This window comes from Streptomyces acidiscabies (genome assembly GCF_020010905.1).
GTDB classification, from domain to species: Bacteria; Actinomycetota; Actinomycetes; order Streptomycetales; family Streptomycetaceae; genus Streptomyces; species Streptomyces acidiscabies.
The window spans coordinates 4,764,525-4,779,037 of sequence record NZ_JAGJBY010000002.1 but is presented as its reverse complement, the minus strand read 5'-3'; the positions used below and the strand labels follow the sequence as shown (position 1 = coordinate 4,779,037).

The following is a 14,513-nucleotide window of genomic DNA, read 5'->3' as shown; positions in this document are numbered from 1 at the left end:
GCAAAGATCGATTCGTCCGCATTTTCCGGATCACCGGCGTACCAGCAGGCAGAAAGCCCGCCGGTACGCCTCCCCCGCCGCTCAGCCGTCGGACTCCGCCGACGGGAGGTAGGCGCCCGGTACCGCGTCCGGTGTGTAGAGCTTCTTGTCGCCGGGGTACGGGGTGGACCAGGCGTGGGTCTGGTACCAGGTGTAGCGGTTCATCTGGGTGGGGTTGGCGTAGTCGGGCACCGCGTCGGGCCCGGTGAGGCGCTGGCGCGCGGCCCACTTCTTCCACTGGGCCGCAAGGTCCTGCCGCGCGGGCGGGACGGCGGCGGTGGTCGGCGCGGGGGCCGCCTGGGTGTCCTGCGCGGCCGGGGTGTCGGAGCCGCAGGCGGGCTGGGGGTTCACGCCGAGGGTGAGCGAGGTGCGGTTGGGGACGGCCGTGAACGGGGTGGGGTCCGGCTTCGCGGTGAAGGCGCCGTACATGGGGGTGGCCGCGCTGTCGAGCTGGTTCATCGGGTGGACGCCGAGGATCTGCTCGATGGTGCGGACCATCGTGATCTGGGAGTAGAAGCGGCTGTCGACGGCGCCGTGCTGGGCGTACGGGCTGATGACCTGGACGGGGGCGCGGTGGCCGTCGACGTGGTCGAGGCCGGCCTGGGAGTCGTCCTCGACGACGAAGATCGCCGAGTCCTTCCAGTACTTGCTGTGGGTGATGGTGTCGACCATGCGGCCCACGGCGAGGTCGTTGTCGGCGACCTCGGCGGCGGGGTTGGCGGGGCCGCCGGTGTGGTCGTTGGAGTACCAGAACATGTTGAGGTTCGCGGGGCCGTGCGCGGCGAAGTCCTGCTGCCAGATCTGTTCCTTGTAGACGTCGGGGACGTCGAGGTCGAACAGCGGGAAGCCCTGCACCGAGACCTTGTTGAGGGAGGGGATCGCCGAACCCGTCTTGATGGGGTACGCGGTCCGCGCGCCGGTCGCGGCCATGTTCTTGCTGTCGCAGTACAGGTTCTGCCAGGTCGCGCCGTCCGGTTTGGTCTCCACGGACTGGAACTCGCCGAAGTCCTTGACGCTCTTGCCGACCGCCTGGGCGCCCGTCCACAGGAAGCCGGTCTTCTGGTGGCCGAGGACGTCGTTCTCGGTGTCGTAACTGCGCGTGTACTCGCCCGCCGAGGACTCGGTGTACTCCGGATTGTCCGACTGCGTCAGCCAGTTGTGGCCCTCGGCGGAGTTCGTGCCGATGTCGTAGAAGTTGTCGTACAGCCCGAACTGCTGCGCCAGGGCGTGCTGGTTGGGCGTCACGTTGGTGCCGAACTGGGTCAGCGAGGCGTTGCCGTCGCCCTGCGGGAGGTCGCCGAAGAGCTGGTCGTAGGTCCGGTTCTCCTTGACGATCAGGAAGACGTGCTTGATCGTCGACGGGTCGCCGAGACGCGCCGGAACGGGTACGGGCTTCGCGTGACCGCGCCCCCGGGCGGTCGTGACGGAGCCGGGCGTCCAGCCGTTCTGCCGGAAGACGTCGCCCGTCTTCGCCCTGACGACGTTGTCGTCCGGCAGCGTGAACCGGGTCAGGCTCGACGTCGTGTCGTGGGTGCTGTGGCCGGCGCTGTCGGGGCGCAGGGCGTCGACGCCGCGCGTGTTGGCGACGACGACCTTCTTGCCGGCGGCGAAGACCCCGGACGGGTAGTAGTCCGTGGGGAGCAGGCCGACGTAGCGGGCGGGCTGCTGCGGGGAGGTGTAGCGGTAGACGGCTACGGCGTTGGCGCGGCCGAGCGTCACCAGCAGGCGCCCGTCCCCGGTGAGCGTCACGGCGTTGGGCTCGTACCCGACGGACGCCTCCGGCCAGGGCCGGGTGGCGATGGTCTGGACGACCTTGCCCTTGCGGGTGTCGATGACGGACACGCTGTTGTCGGCGGTGTCGGTGACGAACACCGCGCCCTTCGCGGCGTACACGGCGGTCGGGTGCAGTCCGACGGCGAGGGTGGTGACCGTGGGGCGCGCCGGGTCGATGACGCTGACGGTGCCCGTGGTGGCGGCGCCGGTCTTCGGGTTCGCGGGTACGTCGGTGCCGTACGAGTTCATGGTGGTCTCGCCGGGCTTGGCGGCACGGCCGCCCTCGTTGCTGACGTACAGCTTGCCGTCGGCCAGGGCGATGCCGCGCGGGGCGGTGCCCACGGTCCAGCTCTGCCGGATCGCGCCGGTGGCGGCGTCGAGGGCGACGACCCGGTTCTGGCCGTTGACGGCGGCGTACACGGTGGAGCCGTCCGGCGAGAACACCGCCGCGCCGACGAGGGCCTGTTGCGTGCCCTGGGCCGGGATCGGGACGGCGGTCGGGGTGGTGAGGGTGCCGTCCGCGTTCACCGTGAACTTGGTGTAGCCGCCGGCCTGGCCGAGCCACAGCTGCTTGCCGTCGGGCGAGTACGTCGGGCCCTCCTGGCCGACGGCGCCGCTGCTGATGCGCAGGTCGTCGGCCGCGTTGGTGCCGATCTTCTGCTTCACCTGACCGGTCGTCAGGTCCATGATGACGAGGGAGGCGTCGCCGTCGGTGATGGACGCGGCGAGGTGCGCGCCGTCGGGGCTGACCGTGGACGACATGATCTTGCCGTCGTCGATGACGGTGCGGGTGCCGTACGGCTTGATGTACTGGTCGGCCGAGACGACCTGGCCGCGCGCGGTGACCTGGCCGACGTGCTGGTGGCCGAACTGGGTCGTGGAGGCGACCGCCGTGCCGGTGACGCCGAGGGCGACGGTGATGCCCGTCGTCACCAGCAGCGTCCGCCGGCTGAGGCGTCTGCCGGGCTTCTCCTTGATACGCCGTGTGACCTGCATGGACCTATCCCTTCGAGGTGGTGTCGAGCAGCTCGACGTTGCCGTCGAACTGCCAGAGAGGGTTGGGGGCGTCGCCGGTCGGCGTCCGCAGCAGGAAGTAGCCGTTGACCTCCTTGGGCCCGTCGCCGTCCGCCACGTACCGGCCGTCCGAGCCGATGTCGAGCTGGTAGACGGCCGTCCCCGTGACGGGTACGCCGGGCAGGTGCCAGGAGACGACGCAGCGCCAGTCGTTGCCCGCGCCCTCCTGCGCTCCCCGGCCGTCGCTCTTGGTGCACGCGGCCGAGGCCCGCACCTGGGCCTCGGTGACGGCGGGCCGGTGGAGCTGCTCGGTCTGGAGCCGGTAGAGGTGGGCGAACGCCGTGGCAAGGGAGCGCTGGACCTTGCTCTGCTCGATGCCGGAGCCCGTCGCGGGGGTGGCGGCGGCGACCGCCCCGACGGTGACGGCGGTCAGCGCGGCGAGCGGCAGCAGGCCGAGGGTGAGCGCGCGGCGCCCGGCGCCGTCGTGGACCGGGTTGGTGAAGTCGCGGCGCAGGAACAGCAGATACGCCAGCGCGGTCGCGAGCACCGCCCACGCCAGGCTCACCGTGACGGCGATCAGGAGCGGGGTGAGCTGCGCCGGGCTGGTGAACAGGCCGTTCCAGGCGATGAAGGCGTAGCCGGGCAGGGCTAGGCGTACGGCGACGGGCAGCGGCAGCATCTGCGCGACCTGCATCGCCAGCGCCAGCAGCGGGGGCAGCAGCAGGCCCGTCGGGGAGCGGCCGAGCGCCACCGAGCCCAGCAGGCCGATCGCGGCGAGGGCCAGGGTGGGGGCGAGGGCGCAGAGCCAGGCGAGCAGGACGCGGCCGGCGGCGTCGCCCGGCGTGAGGAGGTGTCCGTCGAGGCCGACCAGCGGGTGGTCGCCGACCGTCAGCAGGCCGCCTGCCGTGCTGCTCGCGGCGAGCCCGGCCACGAACAGCAGGACGACGGTGAGTGCGGCCAGCGCCTTCGCGGCGAAGACACGGCGCGGTGAGCGGACCACGACCAGGAGGTGGCGCCAGGTGCCCAGGCGGTCCTCGGCGGCGAAGACGTCGCCGGCGACGACCGACGTCAGCAGCGGGAGCGCCCAGGTGCCGGCGAAGCCGAGGATCACCAGGGGGCCGGCCCATGCCGTGGCGTGCATCCAGCGGCCGAAGAGGGTGTCGGAGGGGAGGGTGCTCTGTTGGCTAACGCCGGCGACGAAGAGTCCTGGGGCGGTCCAGCAGGCGAGGAGCAGGAGGCGGATGCGCCATTGGGAGGCGAGTTTGACCAGTTCGAAGCGGTAGGCGCGGGTGAGGGGGACTCGGCGGGCGGTGGGGGTGGGGGCCGTGGTCGTGATGGTCGTGGTCATCTGGCGGTCTCCTGCTGCCGCTCGGTGGGCTGCTGCTCGGTGAGCGCGAGGAACGCGGCCTCCAAGGGCGGGACGACGGGCGAGAGTTCGCGCACCGCGACGTCCGCGCGCACGATGGCGGTGACGAGCGCGTCGAGCGCCAGCACCGAGCCGCGTACGACGGTCACCTCGGGGTCGTGCCGTCCGTCGGTGTCGTCGACGATGCGGATGCCGGGCGTCTGTGCGGCCAGCCTCCGTGCCGTCTCGGGGTCGGACGTCCGCAGGCGGTGGTCGAGTTCGCCGTTCTCGGCGGCCAGCTTCTCCGGCGGGCCCGAGAAGACGACGCGGCCGGTGGCCAGGACGGTGACCTCCGTGCACAGCGCGTCGAGGTCGTCCATGCGGTGGGTGGAGAGGACCACGGCGGTTCCCTCGGCGGCGAGGCGGGTCAGGACGCGGTGCACGTGCCGTTTGCCGGCGGGGTCGAGGCCGTTGGCGGGTTCGTCCAGGACGAGCAGCCGGGGCCTCGTGAGCAACGCGGCGGCCAGGCCCAGGCGTTGGCGCATGCCGAGGGAGAAGCCGCGGACCTTGCCGTCGGCGACCTCGCTCAGGCCGACCTCGTGCAGCGCCTCGTCGGTCCTGGCCGCCTTCTCGGCCGTCCCCCTCAACTCGGCCAGTGCGACCAGGTTCTGACGTGCCGTCAGCGAGGGATACAGGCCGGGCCCGTCCACGAACCCGGCGACCCCTTCGGGACCGGCGAGCGCCCGCCGCGCCGGGGCGCCCAGGATCTCCAGGCTTCCGCTGTCGGGCAGGGCGAGCCCCAGCAGCAGCCCGAGCAGCGTCGTCTTCCCGGCGCCGTTCGGCCCCGCGAGTCCGTGGATCCGCCCGCGCTCCACCTCCAGATCGACACCGTCGAGCGCGACCACCTCGCCGAAGCACTTGGTGACCGCACGCGCCCTGACCGCGAGACGTGGTGTGTCCATGAGTCCCTTCCTCCGCAACGCTGAAGGAACTTAGGCACGGCACACGACGCGAACCCGGCAGGCGGGCTGAACGGCCCTGGAACGGTTCGTCAAGGTATGGGCAAGCGGGGCCGCGGGAGTTGCCCCGACAGCGTCATCCGGTGCGGACCCCGATCGCCGGGTCGGCCCCCGCTGCTCGCGGCAGCAGCCTCAGGGCGCCGAGCGCCTGCAACGTCAATCCGGACCGACAGTCGCCGTGGTCAGGCAGGCGGTGTCGAGCGGCTCCGCCCGCTCCTCAGCCGATGGTCTTCAGCTCACGCGACAGGAAGTCGTTCTCGATGAGGCCGAAATGATCGAGGTCGGTGATATTGAAGACCACTCCGTCCGACCGCGAACTCTTGCGCCGTACGGCGTCCCGCATTCGCACGAGATGTTCTTCGTATTCGGCGGAGAGAACGATGCTCACCGACTTGGCGATGTCGGCCACGCGAGCAACACGGGCACCGAATTGTTCGTATCCGGCCGGGTTCCAGTAATGGATCATGTCATTGGCGAGCTGCTGAATCTGGCTGAAATCCTTCGATGAAATTTTGTCGGCATACTCGCGCAGAGAGCGCCGTACGTCATGATTTCTCGCCAACCCGAGCAGCTGTTTCAGGGCGGGGGCGGGATCGCGCTGGTCCGCCGCCGCGAAAAGCCGCGAAATGGTCATGGTCGAGTGGTTCACGTTGGGGTCCAGCAGGAACGCGCCGAAGATCCGGGGGCGGGGACGGCGGGGGTCGGCCGTCCACCGCTCCGCGAGCTGGAGCACCAGATCGGCGCCCAGGGAGAAGCCGACGAGGTCGATCTGTTTGCCGGGGTTCTCGCTGCCGATCTCGTCGATCAGGCCCGCCACCATCTCGACCTGCCGGCCGGCCGACACCGGAGGCAGCCGGCCGGTGTCGCCCGGGGTGTAGCCGGCCAGGCTGACAGCGATCCCGTGAGTGTCATGCGTCTCCAGATACTCCTGGTAGTCCGTCGCGTCCAGCCCGAGACCGTGGAAGAACATGGTGATCCTGCCGGTGTCGGCCACGCGCTCCAAATAGGTCAGCTGTCCGAAATGCTTGTGCAGCAAGTGACGGGAGGGTGAAACGGGAGCCATGGATTCAGTCACTCTCTTCATGAGCACGGGGCGAACCCCACCACCGGAGACTCCAGACCATATTCCAGTACCCGGACCGCGGGGGCGGGAATCGAACTTCTCCGATCCGTCCCCGCTTCCCGCGCCTTCACCCCTCTGGACGCGAGCAGAAACGATCTGGCGTAATGATGACTGTATGAATTTTGACATCCAATGGCCTGGGGGCGTGCTTCTTTGGAAAGTGCGTTGAGCGAGTCGGACGCGAAACGACTGATCTTCGAGCACTCGTTGTCGCGGGACCGGGTGGGGCGAATCGGCGTGGAACTGGAATGGCTCGTTCTGCCGGTGGACGATCCGGCGCGCCGGGCCGGTCCCGAAGAACTGGCGGCGGTCGGCCTGCCCCTGCCGTACGGCGGCCTGGTGTCGTGGGAGCCCGGCGGGCAACTGGAGTTGAGCAGTCCGCCCTGTGTCTCTCTGCGGCGCTGCCTCGACTCCACCGGCGCCGATCTGGCCGTACTGCGCGACCGGGCGCGATCGGCGGGGCTGCGGCTGGTGGGAGCCGGGCTCGACCGCCGGCCGCCCCGGTTCACCGTGCTGTCGCCCCGGTACCAGGCGCTGCGGCGCTACTACGCCGGGCTGGGGGACGCCGGCGGAGCCCTGCTGTGCAATACCGCGTCCGTGCAGGTCAACGTGGATGCCGGGGACGACTCCGACGGATGGCGGGGGCGGCGTCGGAGGTGGCTGATCGCCAATGCGCTGGGTCCGGTGCTGATGGCCATGTTCGCCAACTCCCCCGTCCTGGAAGCCGGCCGCCCGGCGACCGTGCTCTCGGGGCGGCAACTGCTGCGGCTGCGGGCGGACCGGTTCCGCAGCGGGCCCCTGCCGTCCGGCGGCGACCCGCGCGAGGTGTGGACCCGGTACGCGCTCGGCACACAGGTGACGGCGATACAGCGGGAGGACCTCGGCCCGGCCCTGTGGGAACCGGCGCCGGCGGGGCTCACCCTCAGGGGGTGGCTGCGGGGAGCGGGCCCCCGGGCGGTATGCGTCGACGACGTCTTCCGTCACCTGAAGACACTGGTCCCACCCGTCCGGGCCTGCGGCCACCTGGAGTTGCGCATGCTCGACGCCCAGAGCGGTGACGACTGGCTCGTCCCGGTCGCGGTGGTGGCCTCGCTGATGGACGACGAGATCGCCTCCGACGCCGTCGCCGCTCTCCTCGGCCGCAGGCCGGACCCCCTGCGCCAGGACTGGATCGACGCCGCCCGGCACGGTCTGGCCGTCCCCGGTACGCAGGACCTGGCCCGGACCGTCGTCCGGCTGGCTCTGGCCGGTCTGCGACGGCTCGGCGTGGCACCCGAGGTGTTCGCCGCCGTGGAACGGTTCGCGCACAGCCGTACGCTGCGCGGCCTGTGCCCGGCACAGTTACGGCTGCCGCAGCCCATGGCGGTCGCGTGACCCCCCTCCCCTTCGTGAAGGAGCGCAGGTCCCGTGCTCTCGACGCGCAAGCAGGCCCTGCTGACCGCTCTGGCGGACATGCGCCGGCACGAACAGGGCAGCCACGGCTGGTCCCTGTTCCACGAGTGCCTGAGCGAAGTGGCCGACTCCAGGTCCTGCGAGGGCCTCGACCACGTCCTGTCCGCGATGTGGCGGCGGCGGCCGTACATCAGCGATGCCCATGCCATCACCCTGCTCGGCATCGCCGTGCGGCAGTTGGCGCTCCGGGGCGGGGACCCGGCGGACGTGTTCCGCCCGGATCTGCCGGCTTCCCACCGGGCATCCGCGCTGGTGTGGACCCTTTCGGAACGAGCCCGCGAACTCCTGCGCCTGATGGAGGATCATTCGAATTCGTACACCGGAGCACGCCGGTTTCTGCTTCCGCAGCTCGTCGTCGGGGCCTTCGCCGCGTTCCACGGTGTCCGGGAGGTCCGTCTCCTCGACCTCGGGACCAGCATCGGCCTGTTGCCGCGCCAGCTGAACAACAAGGTGATCTACGACCGCTTCGCCGCGGACCTGCGCTGGCGCCCCGAGCCTCCGCCGTTCCGGGTGATCCCGCTGGAGTACGTCGGCGGAGTCGACCGCCCACCGCTGCCGACGCTCGAATGGGTACGCGCCTGTCACGGCCCCTCGGACTATTACGAGCGGCGGTTCGAAGAGGTGCGCTGGTCGTTGGAGCAGGCGCGGAGCACGGGTACGGAGGTGGACCTCCGTGCCCTCGACATGCTCGACCTCGCCGCTCTGGAGGCCTTCCTGCGTGATCACCGCATCAACGTGGTCACCTGTAGCTTCGTTCTCTACCAGTACGCCGGTCCGGTGCGCGCCCAGGTCGTGGACACCGTGACGCGCGCGTTGGGGAGCCCAGGCATGCTGTTGTCCATGGAGCCTCGGCACGCGCTCGCGCGCATGGGGTCCGTCGTGTACGCCTACCGGGACGACAGCACGCTGCCCCTGCATGTCGCCGATGTGTCCGACGGCCACTTCGTGGGCACCGTGACCGTCCACGACGGGCTGGCGGAGCTCCTGGGGCGCGGTGACGGCCGATGATGCGCGACCGACGGCTCGTGGAGGGGACGGCGGAGCTCCTCGGCCGGCACAAGGCGGCCGTCACGCTGGTGGGCGCCGCCGCGGGAACCGCCATCGGCATCTACAGCGACGAGGCTCGTTCCGCCATCGCCTGGACCTGGAGCCATGTGGCCGCCGGCGGCACGCTGGTGACCCTGGCCGCGGCGACCGTCTTCTCCCTCGCCTGGTGGGCCCGTGGTGTCGCGGAGCGGCGCCGTGAGCTGCGCCGTGAAGTGGTGCGCCACTCCTTCGACATCCACGCGGACGACTTCGAGGAGGATCTGCCGTCCGACAACGCGGTGATCGGCCGGCAGCTCTGGTTCCTGGAACGCCGTACGGAGTCCGCCGACCTCGTCGTCCTGCTGCACGGGCTCGGTCTGGACGCGGACGACTTCCGTCCGTTCATGAACGTGGCCCGGCAGCACACCGCCGCCATCACCTTGTTCGGGCACAACGCCGATGAATCGAGAGACCATCGCTACCGTCCCATCGGCATCTCGGCCCACGCCGACCTCGTCAGCGGGGCGATCAACAACCTCCAGCGGCAGTACCCGTACAAGCGGATCACCCTGGTCGGCTTCTCGGTCGGCTGCGACATGCTGTTCCGCCTGGCCGACCTGTGGCGGGACCATCCCGAGCGGCAGCCCAAGATCAAGTCGGTGCTCCTCCTCGATCCGAACATCAACCACTCCACCATGGTGATCTCGGAGAAAGTGGCCCACCTCGATCCGGAGCAGCCGCTGGCGGAACTGAAGCGCATCGCCCAGATCCCCGCGTCGCTCATCGAACTCCAGAACGTCTGCGAATACCTCCACAAGATCAGCGGAAAGGATCTGGCGCAGATCCAGCGGCACGCGGCCGACCTGTGGGACTACTGGGAACCGGACGGCCGGTACGAGCTCTTCTTCCAGCGCGTCGACCGTGTCAGGGCGATCAGCGACAGAACGCGCGTGTTCTTCTCCATCCACTTCGAACAGCGCTTCAACGACGTCGTCGCCCAGGCCCGTCAGCGCGGCATCAGACAGGTCTTCGATCTCCGCAGAGTGGACCACTTCGAGTTCTGCCAGGACTCCTTCCTCAAACACGAGGTGAGCGCGCTGATCCGAGGCGGCTGAGGCGTCACCTGCTGTCGCTGGCCTCCACCCCCTCCAGCGCCGCGCGCCCCGCTTCGAGCCGGGCGACGGGGATGCGGAACGGGGAGCAGGAGACGTAGTCCAGTCCGGCTCGGTGGAAGAAGTGGACGGACGCGGGGTCGCCGCCGTGTTCGCCGCAGACGCCGGTCTCCAGGCGGGCGTTGGCGGCGCGGCCGGCCGTGACGGCCAGCTCGACCAGCCGGCCGACCCCTTCCTCGTCGATCGTCTCGAAGGGCGACTCGGCGAAGACGCCCTTCTCCAGGTAGAGGGGGAAGAAGGACGCCTCGGCGTCGTCGCGGGACAGTCCCCAGGTCGTCTGGGTCAGGTCGTTGGTGCCGAAGGAGAAGAAGTCGGCCGCCTTGGCGAGTTGTCCGGCGACGAGGGCGGCGCGCGGCAGCTCGATCATCGTGCCGACGGGCAGGTCCATGGGTTCGCCGGTCTCGGCGGCGACCTCGGCGAGGACGCGCGCGGTCTCCGCGCAGGCCAGCCGCAGTTCCTCGGCGGTGCCGACGAGCGGGACCATGATCTCCGCGCGGGGTGTGCCGCCGTCGCGCAGCCGCCGTGCCACGGCCTCGGCGACGGCCCGTACCTGCATGGCCATGAGACCGGGCACGGCCAGGCCCAGCCGCACGCCGCGCAGGCCGAGCATCGGGTTCTGTTCGCGCAGGTGCTCGACGGCGCCGAGGAGTTCACGGTCGCGGGGGTCGGGGTGGGCGGCGGTGGCCAGGCGGACGGCGAGGGCGGTGCGGTCGGGCAGGAACTCGTGCAGCGGCGGGTCGAGCAGCCGGATCGTCACCGGCAGCCCGTCCATGGCCTTGAGGATGCCGGTGAAGTCGTCCCGCTGGAGCGGCAGCAGCGCGTCCAGGGCCTGCGCGCGGGCGGTGTCGTCGTCGCGGGCGAGGATCATCGCCTCGACCAGGGCGCGCCGCGCGCCGAGGAACATGTGCTCGGTACGGCACAGTCCGACCCCCTGAGCCCCGAGCGCGCGGGCGCGGACGGCGTCCTCGGGGGTGTCCGCGTTGGCGCGCACCTGAAGGCGGCGTACGGAGTCGGCGTGCGCGAGGGCTCCGAGGACCGCCTCGGTGAGCGGTCCGGTCGCGGCGTTGGTCTCCAGGGCGCGGGCGACGTCGGAGTCGGTGAGCGGGAGCGCGCCGAGGTGGACGGTGCCCGCGGTGCCATCGACGGAGAGGGTGTCGCCCTCGCGGACGACGGTCCCGGAGGCGGTGGTCGCGAGGCGGGCGACCGGGTCGACGGTGAGGGACTCGGCGCCGCACACGCAGACCTTTCCCATGCCGCGCGCGACGACGGCGGCGTGGCTGGTCTTGCCGCCCCTGCTGGTGAGAACCGCCTCGGCGGCGATCATGCCGGGCAGGTCGTCGGGGACGGTCTCGGGGCGGACCAGGACGGTGCGCTCGCCCGCGGCGGCCCGGCGGACGGCCTCGGCGGAGTCGAAGACGGCGATCCCGACGGCCGCGCCGGGTGAGGCGGGTACGCCGTGGGCGAGGGGGACGGCGCCGGGGTCGGCCGCGAAACGGGGGAACATCAGCCGGGTCAGTTCGGCGCCGTCCACGCGGGCCAGGGCCTCGTCGGCACTGATCGTCCGCTCCTCGCGCAGGTCGTGGGCGATGCGGAACGCGGCCTCGGCGGTGCGCTTGCCGACCCGGGTCTGCAGGATCCACAGCCGGCCGCGCTCGACGGTGAACTCGACGTCGCACAGGTCCCGGTAATGGCGCTCCAGCGTCCGCAGGTGTCCGACGAGTTCGGCGTGGGCGCGGGGGACGTGGTGCTCCAGCTCGGCGAGCGGGATCGCGTCACGGACACCGGAGACGACGTCCTCGCCCTGCGCGTCGGGCAGGTAGTCGCCGTACAGGCCGCGTGCGCCGGTCGCGGGGTCGCGGGTGAAGGCGACGCCGGTGCCGGAGTCGGGGCCGAGGTTGCCGTAGACCATCGCCTGGATGTTGACGGCGGTCCCGAGGTCGTCGGGGATGTGCTCGCGGTGCCGGTAGACGCGGGCGCGCTCGCCGTTCCAGGATGCGAAGACGGCGCGGATCGCGCGGACCAGTTGCTCGCCGGGGTCCTGGGGGAACTCCTGGCCCGTCGCCTCGCGGACGATCGCCTTGAACTCCTCGACCAGGGCGGCGAGTTCGGCCGCGTCCGGTTCGTGTGCCGGGAGGGCCGCCTCGAACAGGGCGGCGTCCACGCCCAGTACCGTGTGACCGAACATCTGCACCAGCCGCCGGTAGGAGTCCCAGGCGAAGCGCTCCCGGCCGGACGCCTTGGCCAGAGCGGTGACCGACATGTCGTTCAGCCCGATGTCGAGGACGGTGTCCATCATTCCCGGCATGGAGAAGCGGGCACCGGAGCGCACGGACACGAGCAGCGGGTCCTCGGCGGCGCCCAGGGTGCGTCCCGTCGCCCGTTCCAGCGCGGCGAGCGCGCGGGCCACCTCGATGCCGAGGCCCTCCGGTTCCCGGCCGGTGGCCAGGTAGGCGGCGCACGCTTCGGTGGTGACGGTGAACCCGGGCGGCACCGGCAGCCCGAGCCGTGTCATCTCCGCGAGCCCGGCCCCCTTCCCGCCCAGGAGGGCGGCCATGGTCCGGTCGCCCTCGGCGAATGTGCGGACGTACGTGGTCGGCTTGTCCATCGCGGTCGTTCCACCTCTCGATGCCGGGTGCCTGGGCGACGAGCACGGAGCGCGGGCTCTCCTCCGGTCCGCTCGTCCCCGCCAGCGTCACGCCGCCCGGCCCCTGTCCGGCAGGGCCGCCCGGGGCGCACCGGGGGGCCGGTCGGCCCCGTCGACATTGCACAGCCCCTCCGCCCGCCTCCTGGCGCGACGTCCGATGGGAAGTTCTTCGGGGATCGACGTGACGGTTGGTCATGTGATCCGGGGTGCTCAGGCGCTGAAGGGCCGCGATCACCGTGGTCTTAGCGGGGAAGCCTCAGCTCGCCTGCTCGCAGCCCGGCCTGGAAACGGGAGTCGGCTTCGAGTTCGGCCATCAGCTCGGCCACACGCCGCCGGTAGGTACGCAGAGAGACGCCGAGCCGTTTTGCCGCCGATGCGTCGGTGAGGCCCGAACCGAGGGCTTCGAGGATCATGCGGCCGTCGGCATCGAGGTGCGGTACGTCGCCGCGCAGATAGGTTTCGAGATCGACGGCGGCGTCCCAGATCGCCCGGAACAGCGAGTGAACGCCGTCGACCAGGGTCTGTGACGTCGTCACGGTGTACTCGCGGCCGGTGGGGGTCTCCTGGTCGGCGAGGATCATCACCCGCCGGTCTATGAGGATGGTCTCGTGCGGCAAGGGCGAACGGCTGATCCGGACGAGAGCGCCCTTGCTCCGCACCAGCCGCAGGTGCGCGCGGGCCTCCTCGTCGGCGAGTGCCACCGGGCTGAGCAGCTTCCGAGGGGTGAAGCCGGCGGGATCCGCAGCGCGCATCCGGTTCCGGACCGCCGCCCTGGCCCCCGGTCGCGACCAGGTCCTGAGATCCCGGGCGGCGCACAGGAACTCGGTCCGCGCGGACTCGAAGAGATGACCTGCGCGCGTGATCAGCTCCGCGTCTCCACGCACTGAGAACACCTCTTCGTTCCGCATCCCGCCAGTCTGGCAGCAAGCTGCCACGAGGCCCAGCGAGCTCGTGGCGGCGGACACCATGAACGTCATGACGATCAAGACTTTCTCCCTCGGCGGAGAGCTGACGGTCAACCGGCTCGGCTTCGGCGCGATGCGCCTGGCGATGGGCACCTTCGCCGGTCCGGCACGAGATCCCGGGACCGGAATCGCGGTGCTCCGCCGGGCCGTGGAGCTGAGCGTGAACCACATCGACACGGCCGGCTTCTACGGCAGGGACGCGGTGTGGGCCAACGAGCTGATCCGTACGGCACTGACCCCCTACCGTGACGGCCTGGTGATCGCGACGAAGGTCGGGCCGCTGCCCGGACCGAACGGTGTGCCGAGCGGGCAGGCGACGCCTGGTCAGCTGCGCGGCCTGGTCGAGGCGGATCTGCGCGCCCTGGGTCTCGACCGGCTCGACCTGGTCTATCTGCGGGTCGGCGGGGTGACCGGACCGGGTGACGAGTCGATCGCCGAACGGTTCGCGGTCCTGGCCGGGCTCCGCGCGGAAGGGCTGATCCGGCACCTGGGCGTCAGCAACGTCGACGCCGCCCAGCTGGCAGCGGCCCGGAGGATCGCGCCCGTCGCGGCGGTGCAGAACCGGCACAGCGGTGACTCGTCCCTGCTGGCGGAGAGCGAGGAAGCGGGCATCGCGTACGTGCCGTACTTTCCGCTCGGCGGCGGCGTCGGCGACGGCCCGCTCGACACCGAACGGCTCGGCAAGGTCGCGGCACGCCTGGGCGCGACCACCGCGCAGGTCGCGCTCGCCTCGCTGCTGGCCAAGTCGCCGTCGGTGCTGGCGATTCCGGGCACCGGCTCTCTCGACCACCTGGAGGAGAACCTCGCGGCGAACGACCTCAGCCTCCGTGACGAGGACCTGTCCGACCTGCGAGGCTGACTGGCCGACTCCAAAGGCCAGTTCGGCTGCCATGCCCATCGCCGCCGCCCGCCCGATATCGACGGACGCGCCGCCGGCTCGC

The 14,513-nt window shown here is 71.1% G+C and carries 10 protein-coding genes; 4 read left to right on the top strand and 6 right to left on the bottom strand.

Translation table 11 applies throughout. The features are described from left to right. Nucleotides 1-81: 81 nt before the first annotated feature. The 4 genes from J8M50_RS47350 to J8M50_RS47335 form a co-directional block, all read right to left on the bottom strand. A complete protein-coding gene (locus J8M50_RS47350; protein WP_010359489.1) occupies nt 82-2,808 on the bottom strand; it encodes an alkaline phosphatase family protein in 2,727 nt (908 codons plus the stop codon). Nucleotides 2,809-2,812: 4 nt separating this feature from the next. Continuing rightward, the gene (locus tag J8M50_RS47345) at nt 2,813-4,174 is read right to left on the bottom strand and encodes an ABC transporter permease (protein WP_010359488.1); all 1,362 of its coding nucleotides are present in this window, start codon (nt 4,172-4,174) and stop codon (nt 2,813-2,815) included. Continuing rightward, nucleotides 4,171-5,133, bottom strand: coding sequence for an ABC transporter ATP-binding protein (locus J8M50_RS47340; RefSeq protein ID WP_010359487.1), 963 nt, complete (start codon nt 5,131-5,133; stop codon nt 4,171-4,173). Before J8M50_RS47340 ends, J8M50_RS47345 begins: the two co-directional genes overlap by 4 nt. A 274-nt stretch (nt 5,134-5,407) precedes the next feature. Next, complete coding sequence (locus J8M50_RS47335) at nt 5,408-6,226, bottom strand: alpha/beta fold hydrolase (RefSeq protein ID WP_029184554.1); 819 nt, start codon at nt 6,224-6,226, stop codon at nt 5,408-5,410. 252 nt (nt 6,227-6,478) lie between these two features. On the opposite strand from J8M50_RS47335, the gene J8M50_RS47330 reads away from it, so the two are divergent. From J8M50_RS47330 to J8M50_RS47320, 3 genes are read left to right on the top strand one after another with little or no spacing between them, the layout of a single operon-like run. Further along, nucleotides 6,479-7,687: a glutamate-cysteine ligase family protein gene (locus J8M50_RS47330; RefSeq protein ID WP_010359485.1), complete on the top strand. Its 1,209-nt coding sequence runs from the start codon at nt 6,479-6,481 to the stop codon at nt 7,685-7,687. Nucleotides 7,688-7,720: 33 nt separating this feature from the next. After that, nucleotides 7,721-8,773 (top strand): DUF2332 family protein, encoded by a 1,053-nt coding sequence (locus tag J8M50_RS47325; protein ID WP_010359484.1) that lies wholly within the window; start codon nt 7,721-7,723, stop codon nt 8,771-8,773. Then, nucleotides 8,770-9,906, top strand: a complete 1,137-nt coding sequence (locus tag J8M50_RS47320) for an alpha/beta fold hydrolase (RefSeq protein WP_010359483.1) — start codon at nt 8,770-8,772, stop codon at nt 9,904-9,906. Before J8M50_RS47325 ends, J8M50_RS47320 begins: the two co-directional genes overlap by 4 nt. 4 nt (nt 9,907-9,910) lie before the next feature. On the opposite strand, the gene ppdK is transcribed toward J8M50_RS47320, so the two are convergent. Next, nucleotides 9,911-12,568 carry a pyruvate, phosphate dikinase gene (gene ppdK, locus J8M50_RS47315; protein ID WP_010359481.1) on the bottom strand — a complete coding sequence of 886 codons (2,658 nt, stop codon included), beginning with the start codon at nt 12,566-12,568 and terminating at the stop codon, nt 9,911-9,913. A gap of 281 nt (nt 12,569-12,849) precedes the next feature. Beyond that, the gene (locus tag J8M50_RS47310) at nt 12,850-13,515 is read right to left on the bottom strand and encodes a helix-turn-helix domain-containing protein (RefSeq protein ID WP_029184553.1); all 666 of its coding nucleotides are present in this window, start codon (nt 13,513-13,515) and stop codon (nt 12,850-12,852) included. A gap of 67 nt (nt 13,516-13,582) precedes the next feature. Here J8M50_RS47310 and J8M50_RS47305 point away from each other — a divergent pair, with 67 nt between their 5' ends. Continuing rightward, entirely contained in the window at nt 13,583-14,431 is an 849-nt protein-coding gene (locus J8M50_RS47305; protein WP_029184552.1) for an oxidoreductase, read from the top strand. The last annotated feature ends 82 nt before the right edge of the window (nt 14,432-14,513 follow it).